Raw genomic sequence first — 18,846 nt, 5'->3', positions numbered from 1 at the left:
TAGGGAACATAAAGTGGAATTGCGATTAAATAAAACCAAATAAAAGCCCGAAGATGACTTCGGGCTTTTATAGCAGTGTTTAAAATCTTGAATAAATCAATTTTATTCGGCAGAAATATCTTCAAACAGAACCGAAGACAGGTAGCGTTCCCCGCCATCTGGCAAAATCACCACAATATTTTTACCGGCATTTTCAGGGCGCGCAGCCATTTGTGCCGCAGCCGCCATGGCCGCACCACTTGAAATACCGACCAAGATACCTTCCTGAGCTGCAGTTTTACGTGCCCACTCGATTGCCTCTGCACTATTAATGGCAATGACTTCATCAACCAGATCCAGATCCAGATTGCCCGGAATAAAGTTAGCACCAATCCCCTGAATTTTGTGGGGTCCAGGCGTTAGCGTTTCACCGCGTTTTGCCTGGCCAATAATTGCAGATTCAGCAGGCTCTACTGCAACAGAATATAAAGGCTTATTTTTAACTTGCTCAAAGTAGCGCGAAACACCTGTTATAGTTCCACCGGTTCCGACACCTGCCACCAGAATATCGACATTGCCCGCAGTTGCTTCCCAGATTTCTGGACCTGTCGTTTCTTCATGAATTTTAGGGTTGGCCGGATTTTCAAACTGTTGTGGCAGGAAATACTTTTCAGGGTTCTCGTTCAGCAACCGCTCGGCTTCTTCAATCGCACCTTTCATGCCTTTGGCCGGATCGGTCAAGACCAGATTAGCGCCCAATGCTTTTACAACCTTACGGCGTTCCATACTCATACTCGAAGGCATGGTCAAGGTAATATCATAACCCTTGGCTGCCGCGACAAAAGCCAATGCAATACCGGTATTGCCACTGGTGGGTTCCACGATGTGCATACCCGGTTTAAGTTTTCCTGATTTCTCCGCATCATTAATCATTGCTGCACCAATACGACACTTGACAGAAAATGCCGGATTACGGCTTTCAATTTTCGCAAGTACAGTGGCCGGACCGGAAATCACACGATTAATACGAACTAGCGGTGTATTTCCAATCGCGTCTGCATTATTACTATAAACCGCTATACCTAGATTATTCGGAACTGGAAAAGCTGAATCTGTACTCATGAGGATATCCCTGATGTTATTGGTTCAAGTCATTTAAACATCATACAAGCATTTTTGAGCTTTGTAGATACTTGATGAAACTTGCACTTCATTGAATGAATGTGAACTAAAATACGGTCTGCACTATGCAATAAATTTATCTTATCTATCAATATTTAAAATATAATTTTAATTGATAATTCAATTCATTAAAAACCATAAAACTTAATTGTTTTTAGCAATGTATTACGGGCTGAGACCCGTATAATTAGCGGGCTGTAACTTTATAATGGACATATTGAATGAAAACCGATTTTGAAATCACGACTATGCGCGATTCAGCAGAACAGGTCGTCGGAATTTTAAAATCTCTGGCCAATACCGATCGTCTTCTCATTTTATGTCATCTGTCTCAAGCAGAACTGAATGTTTCACAAATTGAAGAAATGACTGAGATTAAACAGCCCACGCTTTCGCAACAGCTGATGATGCTGCGCAAAAGTGATGTGGTAAATACCCGACGCGATGGCAAACAGATTTATTATTCAATTAAAGATCAAAACTTGGTTGTGGTCTTAAATACCCTATATCAATTGTATTGCGGGAATCCGACTAAATAACGGATATTTAATTGCTTCAGTTATTAAAATTAGCTTGTTCGAACGCTTATGGAGATCGATCTCCACACCGCTAAGATCACGATCATGAATTTTTAAAATGACACGTGACTTGCCCAGATGATTTATTTTAAACATGAATCATCACAAATTCTGATCAGCTAAGATTTCTTAGCAGAATTTGTGCATAATATATCTATATTTGTGATTTAGACCTTTTTATGCCAAATTCCAAGTCTAAACTTCTGCATAGACTGCCTGCCTGGGCATGGTTAAGCCACTATACGCCGGTCAAATTTAAATCTGACGTGCTTGCTGCCCTGATTGTCGTGGCGATGCTGGTGCCTCAAGGGATGGCCTATGCCATGCTGGCAGGATTGCCGCCGATCATGGGTTTATATGCCAGCATCCTGCCGATGATCATTTATGCCCTGCTTGGTGGCAGTTCGACTTTATCGATTGGTCCGGTAGCCATTATTTCCATGATGACTTTTGCTACGCTCAATCCATTGTTTGAAGTCGGCTCACCTGTCTATATAGAAGCGGCGACCTTATTGGCACTCATGGTCGGCATTATTTCCCTGTTTTTAGGATTATTCCGTTTTGGTTTTCTGATCCAGTTAATCAGTCATCCGGTAATCCAAAGCTTTATTATTGCTTCAGCATTATTAATTGCTTTTGGTCAATTCAAGTTCTTGGTTGACCTCCCCTTAAAAGCCAATAACATTCCGGAGTTTGCCAGCAGTTTGTTGCAATACTTCCCGCTACTGCACTTGCCTAGCCTGATTTTTGGCCTGCTCTCTATGGGTCTGCTGATCTATCTGCCCAAGCTGTTAAAATCTCAGGCGGTGCAAAGCCGGATCGGACCTACAGATTTTCTGGTACGGGCTGTGCCCCTCATTCTGGTGTGTCTCGGTATTGCGGCGATTGTATTTCTGAATTTAAAGGGTCAAGGCATTAAAACGGTCGGTGCAATTCCGTCCGGTTTTCCGCCCTTGTCTTTTCCACACTGGAACTGGGAACTGGTCATGACCTTGTTACCCGGTGCCAGCATGATCGCCATGATCAGTTTTGTTGAATCACTTTCGATTGCTCAAGCTACAGCCTTGCAGCAACGCAGTCATTTAAACAGTAATCAGGAACTGATCGCACTCGGCTTGGCCAATATCAGTGCAGGCGTGAGTTCAGCTTTTCCGGTAACGGGCAGCCTGTCGCGAACAGTGGTCAATGCTGATGCCGGTGCCAAATCACCCATGGCCGGTGTTTTATCTTCGATTCTGATTATTTTCGTCAGCCTGTTCTTTACCGGATTTTTTGAAGATCTGCCGTTGACGATTCTGGCCGCCACAATTATTGTCTCCATTTGGAAACTGGTTAATTTCCAGCCATTTTTTGATGCCTGGCGTTATTCCAAGGCAGATGGCCTTGCCATGTGGATTACCTTTCTGGGCGTGGTACTGATTGATATTTCGACCGGTTTGCTTATTGGAATCGTGTCGACCTTTGTGCTGATGTTATGGCGGATCAGCCGGCCCCACATTGCGGTCGTGGGTCTGGTCGAAGGCACCCAGCATTTTCGGAATATTCAGCGTCATCAGGTCAGCACCTCCGATCGGGTACTGTCACTACGGATTGATGAGAATCTGACCTTTCTCAATGCCAATAGCTTCAAAGGCTATCTGATCAATCAGATCAGCCTGAATGACAAGCTGCAACATGTGATTATAAACTGTTCCAGCATCAGCGCGATTGATCTCAGTGCCCTGGAAATGCTGGAAGATTTAAATGCGGAACTGGCCAAACTGGATATTCGCCTGCATTTTGCAGAAGTCAAAGGTCCGGTGATGGACAAGCTACAAGCCTCCAGATTGATGACGCATCTCAGCGGTCGCATTTATCTGACTCATTTTCAGGCGATTCGGGACTTGGCGCCAGAGATCTTTGAGGAACATAAAGATTATAGGATTTAGAACTGGATTGACTCAAACTCATGCCCGGCAATGCAAAGCGGTCATGAGTTCAATCTTTTCTAAATTTTCAAATATAATTTGAATTTATCTGTTTAACCTTGATATTTATTTCATGAATGTAATTTTTAAAGAGATGTTTTATTCATCGGTTTAAGAAGTTTTTCTTAAATAAAAGCATTCATTTAATTTGGTTAATGTGGGAATAAGTCAATAATATCAATAATTTGGTTTTTATATAAAAATATATTTTAAGCCGTGTTTAAATTAAGTATAAAATAGCGCAACTTTTTCCCAAATTTAGCCCTCGTAATTTTCACAAGGCAACCTTATGTTTTCTGCCCTTACGCGCATGAGCTTAGTCTCTCGAATCATCATCGCCATTATTTTAGGTGTGGGTGTGGCTGTGGTATTTCCCGAAGCTACTCCCTCATTAAGCCTATTGGGCGACCTGTTTATTAAAGCCTTGAAATCTGTTGCACCGATTCTGGTTTTCGTTTTAGTTTTAGCTTCTATCGCGAATTTTAAAGTGGGTCAATCTAACGCAGCCATCAAACCGATTATGATGATGTATGCAATAGGTATGTTCCTGGCTGCACTGAGTGCTGTGGTTGCAAGTATTTTATTTCCGAGTACGTTGTTCCTGGATGCTGCTGCACAAGCTGACTTGCAGCCACCAGGCAGTCTGTTAGAAATTCTGAAAAATTTGCTACTTAGCTTTGTCTCTAACCCGGTTGTTGCGATTGCTGAAGCAAACTTTATTGGCATCCTGGCTTGGTCTGTGGCATTAGGTATCGCCTTCCGTCATGCATCGGATACCACCAAAACGCTTTTGAATGATGCAGCCTTTGCGGTGAATTATGTGATTCGTTTAGTGATCAGTTTTGCACCTCTGGGTATTTTTGGTCTGGTTGCGGTGACTTTTGCTGAGGCTGGTCTAGACACACTGACCAGTTATGTGCATTTACTTACCGTGTTGCTCGGAACGATGGCTTTTGTCGCACTGGTGATTAATCCGCTCCTCGTTGCCTTAATCACGCGAAACAACCCATATCCACTAGTCTTCACCTGCTTGCGCGAAAGTGGTATTACCGCCTTCTTTACCCGTAGTTCGGCAGCTAACATTCCAGTAAACTTGGATCTGGCAAAACGTTTAGGGGTCAAAGAATCGACTGCAAGTATTGCGATTCCTCTCGGTGCTGCAATCAATATGGCCGGTGCTTCTGTCACGATTACCGTATTGTCATTGGCTGCCGTGAATACCTTGGGAATTAACGTAGATTTCACCACCATGCTCATTCTTTCGGTAGTGGCAACAATCTCGGCATGTGGTGCTTCTGGTGTTGCCGGTGGCTCATTGTTATTGATTCCAGTCGCATGTGGCCTGTTTGGTATTTCTTCAGATATCGCCATGCAAGTGGTGGCTATTGGTATGGTAATCAGTGTGTTGCAGGATTCTACTGAAACCGCGCTAAACTCATCGACTGATGTTTTATTTACTACAGCAGTAGACCGCGCATCAAAATGATTTTATATTGAATAATCAGTATGTTTAGCCAATGATGTTGTTATGCCATTACATCGTTTACCTACCTGGGTGCAATTAGGGGCGTTTTTTCTTGCCGTCAATGCCGGTATGATTAACGTCCTTGGACTGGTAACGGTACTGCACCAGTCTGTTTCACATATGACCGGCAACGTCAGTATGCTGGCCATGGCGCTGCTGGACTGGCACCCCGAGCAGATCCTTTATCTCTTTCTGGTCACACTCTGCTATGTCATTGGCTCCTTATATAGCGGGCTGATTCTTGGAAATAGCCACTTTAGCCTGGGGCGGCTTTATGGTTATCCTTTAAGCCTGGTGGCTTTTTTTATTCTGATCTGCTGGTTATTATTACCCTATTTTCCGCGTTATGCCCTGCTTTGGGCCTGTGTCGCCATGGGCGTGCAAAATGCCATGGTGAGCCATTATAAAGGTGCAATTATTCGCACCACGCATTTATCTGGCGTACTGACGGACCTTGGCTTGGCAATGGGCTACCGTTTGCGTGGCTTGGAAGTAGAATCACGACGCGTGGTTCTGCATCTGCTCATTTTGTTTGGTTTTTTTAGCGGTGGTATTCTTGCCAGCTGGGTTTATCCTTATTTAAAATTAAACTCATTCCTGATCCCGGCAGTGCTGAGCCTGATTCTCAGTCTCACGTATTGGGTGATTTATTTACGTTATCGACATCTACACGACTAATATCTGGACATTCTCATGGTTAAAAATGCATTGCAGGCACAATTGTTAAAGGCAGGTTTGGTCGATAATAAAAAAGCCAAAAAACTGTCTAAACAGGCTGTGCACGAAAAACGCACCGGTGACAGCACGGAAGCTGAAATCAAGGCAAAAATTGAGCAAGACAAACAGCAAAAAATGGCCAGAGATCAGGCGCTAGAGCTTGAAAAAAAAGCGGCATTACAGGAAAAAGAGCTGAAAGCAGCAATCATCCAGATGATTGATCAGCACAAAATCCGCGATACGGATGGCGATGCGGTATACCAGTTTATTGATGACAGCAAAATCAAAAAAATCTATCTGAACCAGCAGATCTATAATGCACTGGTAGCAGGCAGTCTGGTAATTGCACGTGAAAATGACAGCTATGCATTTTTGCCTAAAGCCTTGGGAGATCGTATTAATGCCAAGATGCAAGGCTTTATCATTGTGAATAATTCAGAGAAAAATGAAGAAATCACTGATGAAGAAGATCCGTATGCAGCTTATGTCATTCCAGATGATTTGATGTGGTAATCGCATTCTTGTATCGAATACAAAAAACCGGCTCAGGCCGGTTTTTTAAACTTTACGCTAAAGACCTCAATTTAAATCAGTCAAAATTGACTTATAAAATTTGCAAATACCATCCATTCCATCTGTTGTAACGAGATTAAAGCTGTTTTTAGAATAAACAGGTGCAGCTTAAAACAGTTCAACTACACCTTCATTTTTAACCTGAAATCAGATTGCTTCTACAGGAACATATACTGGCCACCAAGCAGCCTGACGAACCACCTCAACATCAGATTCTTTTGATTTAAGATCAGAAATCCCTTGATCACGTGCGGTACGAAGTACTTCTAAGGCAACCACACTGGAAGTCACTCTTAGATCCGCATTGGATGGTAATAATGAGGCACCTTCAGAACCTAAACTTGCCTGACTGGCGACAGCCTGGGCGGCAGCAAAAATCATTTCATCAGTAATTTTTTGCGCTTTGGCAACAATTGCACCAAAACCCAGACCTGGATAAAGTGCTGCATTATTGGCCTGGCCAATTTTATAGCGCACATTGTTATAAATAACATCATCAAATGGTGCTCCGGTTGCCACAAATACTTTCCCATTCGTCCATTCGATCAGCTGATGTGGTGTGGCTTCATGTAACAAGGTCGGATTAGACAATGGAAAGATAATAGGACGCTCAACATGACTGGCCAAGTTTTTTACAATCTGTTCTGTAAATTGACCCGGCGTAGTAGAAGTACCTATTAAAATTGTTGGTTTTACATGTGCAACAGTTTCCGCAAGATCAATGATCCCTTTATTTTTATTGGCTTTTGCCTGTAATGCTGCCATATGGGGCCAACGTGTTCTTGCTTCTACCGCAGTATGATTAACAACACGGCTAAAACTGGAAACTTCAGCATTTTTACGCATATAGATTTTTTGGAAATCTAAAAGACCGTCTTGCATATCTTCAGTTAATAACCCGGGCAAGTCGATCAACCAGATTCGTGAAATTGCTTCTTCTTTCGTCAGACCGCTACGAATCATTTGGGAACAGATTTGATCAGCAATACCACAACCTGCAGTTCCTGCGCCAAAGATCACTACCCGCTGCTCAGTCCACGGTGTTCGACTTAATTTAACTCCATTTAACAGACCCGACATTACAATAGCGCCGGTACCCTGAATATCATCATTAAATGTTGGAAGAGTTTCACGGTAACGGTCTAAAATCCGGCGGGCATTGGTCGAACCAAAATCTTCCCAATGTAAAACAGCTTGCGGAAATAACTTTCTTGCAGCTTTTATATAAGCATCTATAAAATTATCATATACTTTTCCCTGAATACGTTCATGCCGGTTCCCCACATAGGACGGATCATTCAGTAATTTTTCATTATTGGTGCCTACATCCAGAATAACTGGGATGACTCGGTGTGGATCTATTCCCGCTGCTGCGGTATAAACCGCCAGCTTACCGATGGAAATATCGACACCATTTGAACCCCAGTCCCCGATTCCCAGAATTTCCTCAGCATCGGAAGCGACTATCAGGTCAATATCTCCCGACTCAGCACCATACGACCGAAGCTTTTCTTCGATACTTTCAGGTTCATTGATACTCAAGAAAACACCACGTGGGCGTGTCATGATTTCACTATAATTTTCAATTGCCTCCCCCACAACTGGGTCATAAACTACGGGTAACATTTCCAGCATATGACGTTGTAATAATGCATAAAACAAAGTTACGTTATTATCATGCAGACGCCACATATAAATATGCTTATCTAAATCACTCTTACATTCTTGATAAGCCAGATAGGTACGATTTAATTGTACTTCCATATCAATAGTAACCACGGGTGGTAAAATACCGGTTAAATCCAAAGCTTTTCTTTCTTCTAAGCTAAATGAAGTACCTTTATTTAAGGCAGGATCACGCAAAACTTCATAGCCGCGTGCAGTAGTTTGAAATTTGCGCTGGTTATTTTCAATAACCACTTTAGCTTGGCGAGTATACATATTCATACCTTTTAAAATAATTATAGGATTTTTTAGAAATTATTGTGATTAAGCATCAGCTGATCGATGGCCAATCACATTTTTTGAATTTATATTTATCAGAATCTTCCTCTCTTATTTTCCTCACACAACTGGAGAATTTTTGAATGAAATATTTTTTGTCATTGCATTTTAAACAATATATTCATAATTTCAAAAAACTGATGATAAGAAAAATTATCTTCAACCCAATTAGGGTGTTTAAAATACCTTTATTATTTCAGTTATTTATATATATGATTCTGTTAATTCATGACAATCTCTTACAATAATCCAGATAGAGTGAGGAAGTTATGCATAATGACTGATTGCCTTGCACTATTTCCTGCCACTTGAACACCTAGCATGATATTGAATTCATAAGAATTAAGATTTTCTTGAGCTGGTATAATAGTTGGGTCAGCTCATTTGATACCAGAACCCATATTAAATAGTATGGTCTTGATATTAAATCCTGCATATCATTTTCAGTTTTTGTTAAATTAAATAAGATAGCGAATTGAAGATTTTCAGCATATACACATACCAAAGCATCCACTTCACACTTACCTATCTAAAATTTAATTTTCAATTCTTATCAATAAATTAAAAAGCAAATTAAATTATTTTTCCAGCATAATTAAAATAATATTACTCTTTATATTTATGAAGATATAAATAGATAGTGGAATTAATCATATTAATTATTAACAAAAATACAAATATGTATTTTGTAACCCAAAATATTATATATTTAAAAAATAAAAACTTATGACAGATAAAAATATTTAGTATCAAATCTCTAGGATATAAAGCTGGAAATGAAGCAAGTTCTGTATTTTAGAATCATTTTTCCTGAGAGTTTTTAGCCTTTTTATGGTAAACAGCGTATGAGGATATGTATTAAAAGTTTATTTAAAATTTAAAAACTCCTGCTAAGGCTATAAACTCTATAACTATTTTGAATTGCATGAGAAAAGATAACTTGGAACAGTTTAAGGTGATCGAGAATATACAAGTCTGGGCAGATCAGTATCCCTGGCTAGAAATGTTCACTTCATTGAGCATTGTGATTGTACTGGCCATTATGGCGAACCTGTTTGCCAAACAGGTCGTCGTTCGCGGAATTCGCAAATTGATTTCCAAAATGCCTTTTGCCCATAATGAAATTATTGCCGAGCATAGCGTCATTCGTCGCATAGCCAATATTGTGCCCGCAATTGTAATTATGAACGGGATTACCACCGTTCCGCATTTATCTGACAAGGTTGAAACCTTTATCCAGATGGGTGCGCAAGCCTTCATCTTCCTGACCATTGCCTTGGCGATTGGTGAACTGCTGAATATTTTCAACCTGATTTATCAGCGCAATCCGAAGTCACGTAACAAGCCGATTAAAGGCTATTTACAACTGGTCAAATTGATCATCTTCATCGTCTGTGGTCTGATGATTCTGGGGACTTTCCTAAAGAAAGATGTCTTTACCCTGCTGGCCGGTTTTGGTGCCATGGCCGCGGTACTGATGCTGGTATTCCAAAATACCATTTTATCACTGGTGGCTTCGGTACAGATTTCATCTTATGACATGGTGCGTATTGGTGACTGGATTGAAATGCCATCTTTAAATGCGGACGGCGATGTCATTGATATGTCATTACATACTATTACGGTACAAAATTTCGATAAAACAGTGACAACGATTCCTACCAACAAACTGGTCACCGATACTTTTAAAAACTGGCGTGGCATGCAGGAAGCCGGTGCTCGCCGGATTAAGCGTTCCATTCAGATTGATCAAAGCAGCGTGCATTTCATGACGATAGAAGAACAGGACAAGCTGAAAGAGTTCCTTCTGCTGGATCAATATCTCAATAGCAAGGCAGAAGAACTGGAACAGTTTAACCTGCAACTGAGCCATCATTCTCAGTATAACCAGCGCCGTTTAACCAATCTCGGCACCTTCCGTGCTTATGTAGAGTTTTATCTACAACAACATTCGGGCATTAGTAAAAATCACTCTCTGATGGTGCGTCAGTTACAACCGACCAGTGAAGGCTTACCCTTAGAGATTTATGCCTTTACCAATACCACAGCTTGGGCAGATTATGAAAATATCCAGTCCGATATTATGGATCACTTGCTGGCGATTATTCCAGAATTTGGGTTAAAGGTGTACCAAGCACCTTCAGGCTTCGACATCAAGGAATCATTCAGCGTTTCTTAACTATTCAGAAAAGCTAATCCATCAATAACAGCCTGAAATCTGAGTCATTTCAGGCTGTTATTTATTGGTCTGTGTATGCATAAAAGAATAAAAATCTAAAATCTAAACAAATATTAGATCCGATATTTAGATGGTCACGCTGAAATTGTAGACGACCGCTGCTCCATAAGCTCTTGTAGCATTTTGTAAAAATCATGTTCTGATTCGAATTGCTCTTTACCGATACTTTCACCATTTAATAATAAATTCTGATAGCTTCGATGCTCATAAATGACTGTATTCAGAAACTGGGTACCTGAAATATTCTTGAGCAGGTTCTGTGTCTGTTTCATTTCCGCAAGTTGCAGCTGTTCAGGTATCTTATTCAGTACAGTATAAACTTTTAATTGAGTATTATATTGGGCGATTCCAATCGCTAATTGCACCAGTTCGGTTTCAAGTTGAATATCTTCTGGATCGATAGAGCTGGGAATAATGAGTTTATCTGCATGTTTCAGGACTGAACGTAAGGCAGGTGTATCCTGGCCATCAATATCAACAATAATATAGGTGAACTGCTGTTTCAGCATCTCCAAACGGTGATCCAGACTATGGCTATCCTGTTTTAAGATATCCAGATGCTCGAAAGAAAATTGTTTATTTTTCAGATTCGCCCATTCATAACCATTTGGTTCCAGATTGGCATCAATGAGTAACGTCGAGCCTTGTCCTCGTAATAACTCGGTTATATGCATAGCAATCGTGGTTTTTCCTGAGCCTCGTTTACGGCTGGCCACTACCCAAATACTCATATCTAATTTCTCTCGTTTGTGATGCTTTTCATTATGAAAAAATGGTTTAAACCTTAATATAATTATGGATTTAGAGTTGCGTATCTATCATGAAATTAAAGTCTGTTTTTGATAATAATTTTGTGGCTATTTCATCTAATCATAGGCTTAAAAAAATTCAATCCTTTATAATCACTACAAAGCAAAATGCATGATAAGAGTACGCTAATGTTTCGATGGCTTGAAAGACTGGTTGATCCCTATCCCACCAAAAATCTGAATCAACCTTTACCGACCAAGTTTTTTCCATTTGTCTGGCAGGCAGCCTACGGTGTACGCCGTTATTTACTGATTCTGGTGCTGTGTACGGCCGGTGCTGCCAGCTTTGAAGCCTTACTCTACTCAAAAATCGGGGATCTGGTAAATTGGCTCAGTAAAAGCCAGCCAGATACTTTTCTGGAGCAACATGCCAGTAATCTGACTTTGCTGAGTATTATTCTGCTGGCCAATATTTTCTTCGCTAGCGCACAATCCCTGATCAAACACCAGATCCTGTATAGCAACTTTCCGATGCGTTTACGCTGGCGCTTTCATAATTTACTGATGAAACAGAGTCTGGATTTTTTCCATAATGATTTTGCCGGACGTCTATCGGCCAAGGTCATGCAAACGGCGCTGGCAATCCGTGAATTCTGGGTCATTCTGGGAGACATGCTGGCTTATGTGCTGATTTACTTTATCACCATCAATATTGTTTTGGGCAATATTTCTCCCTATTTAGTTATTCCTCTCATGGTATGGTTACTGCTGTTTATGTGTGCGGCTTATTATTTTATTCCGCGTTTGAGCAAAATTTCCAATGCCCAGGCAGATGCCCGTGCCGTCATGACCGGTCGGATCACAGATGCCTACACCAATATCCAGACGGTCAAACTGTTTGCCCATGCTGGCCGCGAAAGCGAGTATGCCAAAACGTCCATGCAGGAATTTATGCTAACAGTGCATAAACAGATGCGTCTGGGTGCCCAATACGAAATCAGTATTTTACTCCTGAGTGTGGTGTTGTACGGTGGCGTCCTGGGTACCGCGATCTGGCTGTGGATGGAAGGACAGGCCGAACTGGGTATTATTGCAGCAACCACGGCCATGGTACTCAAACTAAACAGTATTGCTGAATTCATGATGTGGCAGACTTCTGCCCTGTTTGAAAATGTCGGTACCATTCAGGATGGTATGAAAACTTTGGGTCGCAAGATTGCCATTGAAGATAAACCGGGTGCCAAAGAGCTACAACTTCAGCATGGTGAAATTAAATTCGAAAATGTCAGCTTTGCCTATAATGATAAAAATGTAATTGACCAGTTCAATCTGACCATTCGACCAGGTGAGAAAATTGGTATTGTCGGTCGTTCGGGTGCCGGAAAATCTACCCTGATTCAGCTATTACTACACTTTTATCGTCTTGACCAGGGCCGAATCTTGATCGATGGTCAGGATATTGACGATGTCACTCAGGACAGTTTGCGCAAGAATATTGCTTTAGTGACTCAAGACACTTCGCTGCTGCATCGTACTGTCGCGGAAAACATCAAATATGGTCGTCCTGATGCGACTGATGAAGAAATGTTTGAAGCAGTGCGTAAGGCCAAAGCAGAAGAGTTTATTCCGAATCTGACTGATTTACGCGGTAAAAAAGGCTATGAAGCCTATGTGGGTGAACGTGGCGTGAAACTTTCTGGTGGTCAGCGTCAGCGGATTGCAATTGCACGGGTATTCTTAAAAGATGCCCCGATTCTGATTCTGGATGAGGCGACCAGTGCGCTGGATTCTGAAGTTGAAGCCGCCATTCAGAACAGCCTGGACGATTTGATGCAAGGTAAAACCGTGATTGCAATTGCGCATCGACTCTCTACCATTGCCCAAATGGATCGTCTGATTGTACTGGATCAAGGTCGAATTGCCGAGCAAGGTACCCATGATGAACTGGTGGCATTAAATGGAATCTATGCCCAGCTTTGGCAACGTCAAACTGGCGGTATGCTACTTCAGCAACAGGCTAAAGCATCAAATGCTCATGAATAATACGGTGTCGGGAAGATTTGAAAGTTTCTGACAATCTGATGGTCTTCAATGCTGAACAGGTCTGACACAAAGGATATTTTGTCCAGGCCTGTCATTTTAAAATTGTCCCTACCGATAAACAGGCGCTTACAGCACTCTGATAAAGTGCTGTCTATTCACTTCTATCAAGGCAAGCCCCATCATAGCGTTTAAGCGACCAGCTGCCGGGATAACACTTGTTCATTAAAATATTTTTTGATTTCATCAATAAAATTATGTGGTTTAAATTGATTTTAATGCCGAATTCAGGCTAATCTGCCATTGGCTCAGTAACAATCGCCAAAATTTTGTCCAACAATTTTAATGAAAAATCTGGCGGTGTCGTGCCAATATCCATCCATGAATAAAAAATTTGAGTGAGTGCAACGGATCGCGCATGAAAACAATTGCTCCACGCCAAGATCAAGGAATTCCAGGTGTTTACGGTCTCTTGCTTCTCGATGTCATTTCCCGCTGGGGTTATAATAATGAGTCGCTTTTTAAACCTTTCGGCCTGAGCAGTGAACAGTTGGCTGATCCTGATTTTCGTATTCCGCCCCATGTAGCCAATGAAATGGTCAAATATGCCCTGAAACTGACCGGTGAACCCACCCTGGGCTACCATCTCGGCACACAGATGCGGATCTCGATTCATGGCTTCATTGGTTATGCCATCATGACGGCGAATAATATTACCGATGCGCTGGTACTGGCGAATCGATTTATTCAGCTCCGTTTACCCTTCCTGCAACTATTTTTTTCGACCTTTGGTGCGAAGGCAACGGTACAGTTGCAAACCGATATCCAGCTAGAACCCCTGCGTACCGAAATTTCAATTGCATTGATGATCGGTCTGATCAGTATGGCCAAAGCCATTACAGGGGTTAACGATGCGACTGGAGAAATCGACTTTGACTTTAAAAAGCCGGAAGGTTTCGAACGCTTTAGCACCAAATTTCCAACACATCAGTTCCGTTTTGAACAGCCGCATTTAATTCTGAGCTTTGATAAAAATTATTTGATGAACAAGTTGGTGCATGCCGATCCGATTGCCAGCCAGATTGCGATTAACCAGTGTGAAACGGAACTTTCTGCCTTGGGGGAACGGCACCGGATTGCGATGCGGGTTCGAGATATCTTGACCCATGCCGAACAGCATTATCTGAGTATTGAAAGTGTGGCAGATCGACTACATATGTCTGACCGCACCTTAAAACGGCAACTGGCGGCTGAAGGTACCTCTTTTTCTACCCTGGTCGATGAAGTACGTTACCGGCATGCCACTTCGTTATTGTCCCGGACAGACTTTACCCTGGAACAGATTGCAGATGAACTCGGTTATAGTGATGTCGCCAATTTTAGCCGTGCATTTAAACGCTGGAGTGGTCGCAGCCCGAGCAACTGGCGCAAAGATCCTTATTTATAAAGGGTCATAAGCCTTTTGTTTTGACCAAAAAGAATGTATAAAACATGTCAAAAATGATCTTAAGATTTTTAAGGAGTTATCAATGAATCATCCTGCAGAATTAAAGTACGCAAGTACACATGAATGGGTGCGCATTGAGGGTGATCTTGTTGTGACCGGCATTTCCGACCATGCACAGGATGCATTAGGTGATTTAGTCTATGTTGAAGCCCCCGATCTTGATTCACACATCACTGCGGGTAAACAAGCCGGTGTGGTTGAATCGGTCAAAACTGCATCTGATATTCATGCGCCGGTGTCTGGCGTAGTAGTTGAAATCAATCCTGATCTTGAAGATGATCCTGATTTCATTAATGACGACCCATATGGCAAGGGCTGGATCTACAAAATAAAACCAGACAATATGGCAGATGTCGAAAAACTGCTTTCAAATACAGAATATGAAGCTGGCCTATAAACCCGCTTAAATTTAGAAAATCAGCCTCTGGGCTGATTTTTTTATGGTAGTTAAATGCTTTAGATTTCCAATCTAAATTAAATTCCGTGTACTTCTATCAGAATATTATTGTATTTTTCACATATTTTTCTTAAAGTTTGCTACGACACTCGCTTCACTCCCTGATTGGTCACGCTTATTTATAACAATAAACTCTCGTGCTAGGCCCTGCGTCACACAGCATATAATTCCCAGAAGATCATGAACACCATTGCAGCGCCACTATGGACCAGGTCATTTGTACTTTGTCTGGCCAACAACCTGTTTTTATTTATTTCCTATTTTGCACAAACCACAATTCTGCCGATTTACATCTTAAAAGAGTTAGGCGGTAATCTAACCCAGGTTGGTCTAGCCATGACCTTATTTATAGTCTCCGCCATTACAGTGCGTCCTTTTATTGGCTTAATTATCGATAAATTCGGCATACGTCAAACTTTAATTGTCTCAGAAATATTTTTCAGTCTTTTTTCATTAGCTTACCTGCTCGCTGATCAGCTCACGATTCTGTTTATCATCCGTTTCTTGCATGGCATCTGGTTTAGTATCTTGACTACAGTTTGTGTGCCTGTCGTAAACCAGTTTATTCCAGAACAGCGTAAAGGCGAAGGCATGGGCTATTTTGTCATGTCTGTAAATCTGGGAAGTGTCTTGGGTCCTTTAATTGGTCTGAGTCTGATTGAATACTGGTCTTATTTTCAGGTTAGCACCCTGTTGATCGCTATGGTATTTATCGGATTTGTCTTCTGTTTTCTGATTCCGTTTAAAGGGCCTGTAAAAATCGTCAAAAAGTCCGACATGAAAATATCACTTGGCCTGACTGATTTTGTGGAAAAGAAAGTGCTGCCCGTTGCGGTATTAGCCATGCTGGTTTCTTTTTCTTATGCCAGCATTATGTCTTTTATCGCACCATTTGTAGCCAGCAAGGATTTAATGGCCTATGCCGGTTTATTCTTTGTAGTATTTGCGATTTCCATGATGAGCCTACGTCCGATCACTGGAAAAATTTATGATCGTAAAGGTCCGCAATATGTGATTTATCCAGCACTGCTGGCTTTTAGTCGGGGGCTGTTTTTACTGAGCCAGATTCAGACCTTATGGGGATTTATGCTGGCTGCGGTCATGGTTGGAGTGGGTTTTGGCAGTGTACAACCGTGTATGCAAACCTTAGCGATTCAACGTGCATCCAAGCATCGAATTCGCTATGCAACCTCAACTTTTTATACGTTCTATGATTTGGGTATTGCCATTGGTTCACTGTTTATTGGTGCCATCATTGCAGTTTATAGTTATCAGTTTACTTTTATACTGTGCGGTATTTTAACCCTCAGCAGCATTATTTATTTTAAGCTGGTGGTACAAGCTAAACCCGCCTAGTTCATATTTAATGGCTTATAAATAAGTTAAATAAAACAGGCAGAGCTTAAGGAACTCCCCCCAAAAAGCCCGCCTGTTTTATCAGAAAATTTTTATTCAGTTACTGGTTGGCCTTCTGCTGTTTTTTCCTCAACTTTTGAGTCTTGCATCATTGAAAACTGAGTCGGTTCTGTGACTGCGGCAGTGTCCTGGCGGTTACTTTTCAGCTTGATCTGCAAACGTAACTCATTGGTGGAGTCGGCATTGCGCAAAGCTTCTTCATAAGAAATTTCACCCTGGTTATACAGCTCAAATAAAGCTTGGTCAAAAGTCTGCATACCCAGTTCACGTGATTTCGCCATAATCGCTTTCAGCTCATGGAACTCCCCTTTCAAGATCAGGTCAGAAATAAGTGGTGTATTTAACAGGATTTCAATCGCTGCACGACGGCCTTTTCCATCCTGGGTGCGGATTAAACGCTGTGAAATAATGGCCTTCATATTTGAAGACAGATCCATCAATAACTGATTCCGGCGTTCTTCCGGGAAAAAGTTGATAATCCGGTCTAAAGTCTGGTTGGCATTGTTGGAGTGCAGTGTTCCCAGACAAAGATGCCCGGTTTCCGCAAAGGCAATCGCGTGTTCCATGGTTTCTGTATCACGGATTTCCCCAATCAGAATCACATCCGGAGCCTGACGTAAGGTATTTTTCAGTGCATTGTGCCAAGAGTGACAGTCCACGCCGACCTCACGATGGGTAATCATGGATTTTTTATGTTTATGTACATATTCCACCGGATCTTCCACGGTAATGATATGTCCCGCTGAATTTTCATTCCGGTAGTCAATCATTGCCGCCAGAGAAGTCGATTTACCTGAACCCGTTCCTCCAACCACCAGTACCAGTCCACGTTTTTCCATAATCACATGTTTAAGTGAGTCAGGCAGTTTAAGCTTCTGGAAGTTTGGAATTTCTGCGGTAATGGTACGAATTACCATGCCAACATTAAGCTGCTGCTGGAAGACATTGACCCGGAAACGGGAAATACCCGGCACAGTGATCGCAAAGTTGCACTCAAGTTGAGCTTCAAATTCTTTACGCTGTTTATCATTCATCAGGCTATAGGCAAACAGTTTGGTTTTTTCAGCTGTGAGTTCTTGCTGTCCAAAAGGTTTCATTAAGCCTTGATGTTTAATACTCGGTGGAAAATCAGCCGTAATAAATAAATCTGAGCCGCCATATTCCACCACTTTGGTCAGCATGTGATGCATGAATTTTTTTGCTTCGTCCAACAGTTCTGCCGTGAACATTTTCTTCCCCCGGAAATGCAAAACTGCACAAATCTTGATCTTAGATTTATGCCAATATATTTTATTTCATTGTGCAGCGTTTTATGAATAGGCTCAAATTCATTTGATTTATAAAGAAATATTTTTTTGATACTTATGTGACGCACTTCAATAAAAATTAAATTAAATAGAGGTAGTCATACTTTTTAAAACCTCTGCCAAAAAAATAAGGTTGTAATTTTAAAGATAAAATTCTGTCAGACGATTCATTATTTGTCATTTGCGATGCATAAAATGTGATTGAACGGCATATTTAACATTTACGAAAGTCATAACACATTTTTCCTTCCTTATAATTAACCAACTCTCCTGTTTTATGAATTAATTTGAGTTCCAGCATATGAAATAATGACTCATCAAAAATCCGGATAATTATTTATTAAAATTGAACAAAACCGTGGAACATTGCTTATTTATTGATCGTGGAACATAAAAAAAAGATAAAAAAAGCCCGAACAGTGATGTTCGGGCTATAAACTTTGAAATAAGTATTTGAATTTCAAATAAAATTGTAGCATTGTTATTCCCAAGTAGAAATGTCCTACCTAATAACCAAATAGAAATGTCCTATATGGACATTTCCAAGTCAAGCACAGGATTCAGATTTCGTTCTTTGATTGCTGTTTTCTGTGCACGTCTGCTTGG

14 protein-coding genes are annotated in these 18,846 nt (G+C 41.2%); 10 read left to right on the top strand and 4 right to left on the bottom strand.

Going from position 1 to position 18,846, the window contains the following annotated elements:
• Positions 1-102 precede the first annotated feature (102 nt).
• Positions 103-1,101, bottom strand: a complete 999-nt coding sequence (gene cysK / locus KUG37_RS08265) for a cysteine synthase A (protein ID WP_216935483.1) — start codon at positions 1,099-1,101, stop codon at positions 103-105.
• 281 nt (positions 1,102-1,382) lie between these two features.
• Between cysK and KUG37_RS08260 the strand changes: the two genes are divergently transcribed.
• The 5 genes from KUG37_RS08260 to KUG37_RS08240 all read left to right on the top strand — a co-directional run bounded on the left by KUG37_RS08260 (position 1,383) and on the right by KUG37_RS08240 (position 6,461).
• Positions 1,383-1,700, top strand: a complete 318-nt coding sequence (locus tag KUG37_RS08260) for a helix-turn-helix transcriptional regulator (protein ID WP_216935485.1) — start codon at positions 1,383-1,385, stop codon at positions 1,698-1,700.
• A 218-nt stretch (positions 1,701-1,918) separates the two neighbouring features.
• The gene (locus tag KUG37_RS08255; protein WP_216935486.1) at positions 1,919-3,667 is read left to right on the top strand and encodes a SulP family inorganic anion transporter; all 1,749 of its coding nucleotides are present in this window, start codon (positions 1,919-1,921) and stop codon (positions 3,665-3,667) included.
• A 328-nt stretch (positions 3,668-3,995) separates the two neighbouring features.
• The gene (gene sstT, locus KUG37_RS08250) at positions 3,996-5,192 is read left to right on the top strand and encodes a serine/threonine transporter SstT (protein ID WP_216935487.1); all 1,197 of its coding nucleotides are present in this window, start codon (positions 3,996-3,998) and stop codon (positions 5,190-5,192) included.
• Positions 5,193-5,234: 42 nt separating this feature from the next.
• Positions 5,235-5,909, top strand: coding sequence for a YoaK family protein (locus KUG37_RS08245; protein ID WP_216935488.1), 675 nt, complete (start codon positions 5,235-5,237; stop codon positions 5,907-5,909).
• Between the two features lie 15 nt (positions 5,910-5,924).
• Complete coding sequence (locus tag KUG37_RS08240; protein WP_216935489.1) at positions 5,925-6,461, top strand: DUF2058 domain-containing protein; 537 nt, start codon at positions 5,925-5,927, stop codon at positions 6,459-6,461.
• A gap of 207 nt (positions 6,462-6,668) precedes the next feature.
• Here KUG37_RS08240 and KUG37_RS08235 read toward each other — a convergent pair whose 3' ends face one another.
• Positions 6,669-8,462, bottom strand: coding sequence for an NAD-dependent malic enzyme (locus KUG37_RS08235; RefSeq protein WP_254202654.1), 1,794 nt, complete (start codon positions 8,460-8,462; stop codon positions 6,669-6,671).
• A 1,003-nt stretch (positions 8,463-9,465) separates the two neighbouring features.
• Between KUG37_RS08235 and KUG37_RS08230 the strand changes: the two genes are divergently transcribed.
• The gene (locus KUG37_RS08230; RefSeq protein ID WP_216935509.1) at positions 9,466-10,704 is read left to right on the top strand and encodes a mechanosensitive ion channel family protein; all 1,239 of its coding nucleotides are present in this window, start codon (positions 9,466-9,468) and stop codon (positions 10,702-10,704) included.
• Positions 10,705-10,838: 134 nt separating this feature from the next.
• Here the strand turns inward: KUG37_RS08230 and KUG37_RS08225 are convergent, their stop codons facing one another.
• Positions 10,839-11,495 carry a hypothetical protein gene (locus KUG37_RS08225; RefSeq protein WP_216935491.1) on the bottom strand — a complete coding sequence of 219 codons (657 nt, stop codon included), beginning with the start codon at positions 11,493-11,495 and terminating at the stop codon, positions 10,839-10,841.
• A 207-nt stretch (positions 11,496-11,702) separates the two neighbouring features.
• Between KUG37_RS08225 and KUG37_RS08220 the strand changes: the two genes are divergently transcribed.
• The 4 genes from KUG37_RS08220 to KUG37_RS08205 all read left to right on the top strand — a co-directional run bounded on the left by KUG37_RS08220 (position 11,703) and on the right by KUG37_RS08205 (position 16,873).
• Positions 11,703-13,556 carry an ABC transporter ATP-binding protein gene (locus KUG37_RS08220; protein ID WP_216940355.1) on the top strand — a complete coding sequence of 618 codons (1,854 nt, stop codon included), beginning with the start codon at positions 11,703-11,705 and terminating at the stop codon, positions 13,554-13,556.
• Positions 13,557-13,971: 415 nt separating this feature from the next.
• Entirely contained in the window at positions 13,972-15,000 is a 1,029-nt protein-coding gene (locus KUG37_RS08215) for an AraC family transcriptional regulator (RefSeq protein ID WP_216940353.1), read from the top strand.
• 82 nt (positions 15,001-15,082) lie between these two features.
• The gene (gene gcvH / locus KUG37_RS08210) at positions 15,083-15,457 is read left to right on the top strand and encodes a glycine cleavage system protein GcvH (RefSeq protein WP_216935497.1); all 375 of its coding nucleotides are present in this window, start codon (positions 15,083-15,085) and stop codon (positions 15,455-15,457) included.
• Between the two features lie 240 nt (positions 15,458-15,697).
• The gene (locus KUG37_RS08205; RefSeq protein ID WP_216935499.1) at positions 15,698-16,873 is read left to right on the top strand and encodes an MFS transporter; all 1,176 of its coding nucleotides are present in this window, start codon (positions 15,698-15,700) and stop codon (positions 16,871-16,873) included.
• A gap of 92 nt (positions 16,874-16,965) precedes the next feature.
• Here KUG37_RS08205 and KUG37_RS08200 read toward each other — a convergent pair whose 3' ends face one another.
• On the bottom strand, positions 16,966-18,162 hold the full coding sequence (locus tag KUG37_RS08200; RefSeq protein ID WP_216935501.1) for a PilT/PilU family type 4a pilus ATPase: 1,197 nt from the start codon (positions 18,160-18,162) through the stop codon (positions 16,966-16,968).
• Positions 18,163-18,846 lie beyond the last annotated feature (684 nt).

It is taken from the genome of Acinetobacter sp. BY419 (genome assembly GCF_019038395.1).
Lineage (GTDB): Bacteria > Pseudomonadota > Gammaproteobacteria > Pseudomonadales > Moraxellaceae > Acinetobacter.
Note: the sequence above shows the minus strand (reverse complement) of the source record. Positions and strands in the feature narration are given on the sequence as shown.

What these genes read in the sequence shown, in the direction of transcription:
- sstT (WP_216935487.1), top strand. Translation starts at nt 3,996, where the DNA reads ATGTTTTCTGCCCTTACGCGCATGAGCTTAGTCTCTCGAATCATCATC.
- KUG37_RS08255 (WP_216935486.1), top strand. Translation starts at nt 1,919, where the DNA reads ATGCCAAATTCCAAGTCTAAACTTCTGCATAGACTGCCTGCCTGGGCA.
- KUG37_RS08205 (WP_216935499.1), top strand. Translation starts at nt 15,698, where the DNA reads ATGAACACCATTGCAGCGCCACTATGGACCAGGTCATTTGTACTTTGT.
- KUG37_RS08225 (WP_216935491.1), bottom strand. Translation starts at nt 11,495, where the DNA reads ATGAGTATTTGGGTAGTGGCCAGCCGTAAACGAGGCTCAGGAAAAACC.
- KUG37_RS08200 (WP_216935501.1), bottom strand. Translation starts at nt 18,162, where the DNA reads ATGTTCACGGCAGAACTGTTGGACGAAGCAAAAAAATTCATGCATCAC.
- gcvH (WP_216935497.1), top strand. Translation starts at nt 15,083, where the DNA reads ATGAATCATCCTGCAGAATTAAAGTACGCAAGTACACATGAATGGGTG.
- KUG37_RS08260 (WP_216935485.1), top strand. Translation starts at nt 1,383, where the DNA reads ATGAAAACCGATTTTGAAATCACGACTATGCGCGATTCAGCAGAACAG.
- KUG37_RS08245 (WP_216935488.1), top strand. Translation starts at nt 5,235, where the DNA reads ATGCCATTACATCGTTTACCTACCTGGGTGCAATTAGGGGCGTTTTTT.
- KUG37_RS08235 (WP_254202654.1), bottom strand. Translation starts at nt 8,462, where the DNA reads ATGTATACTCGCCAAGCTAAAGTGGTTATTGAAAATAACCAGCGCAAA.
- KUG37_RS08220 (WP_216940355.1), top strand. Translation starts at nt 11,703, where the DNA reads ATGTTTCGATGGCTTGAAAGACTGGTTGATCCCTATCCCACCAAAAAT.
- KUG37_RS08240 (WP_216935489.1), top strand. Translation starts at nt 5,925, where the DNA reads ATGGTTAAAAATGCATTGCAGGCACAATTGTTAAAGGCAGGTTTGGTC.
- KUG37_RS08215 (WP_216940353.1), top strand. Translation starts at nt 13,972, where the DNA reads ATGAAAACAATTGCTCCACGCCAAGATCAAGGAATTCCAGGTGTTTAC.
- cysK (WP_216935483.1), bottom strand. Translation starts at nt 1,101, where the DNA reads ATGAGTACAGATTCAGCTTTTCCAGTTCCGAATAATCTAGGTATAGCG.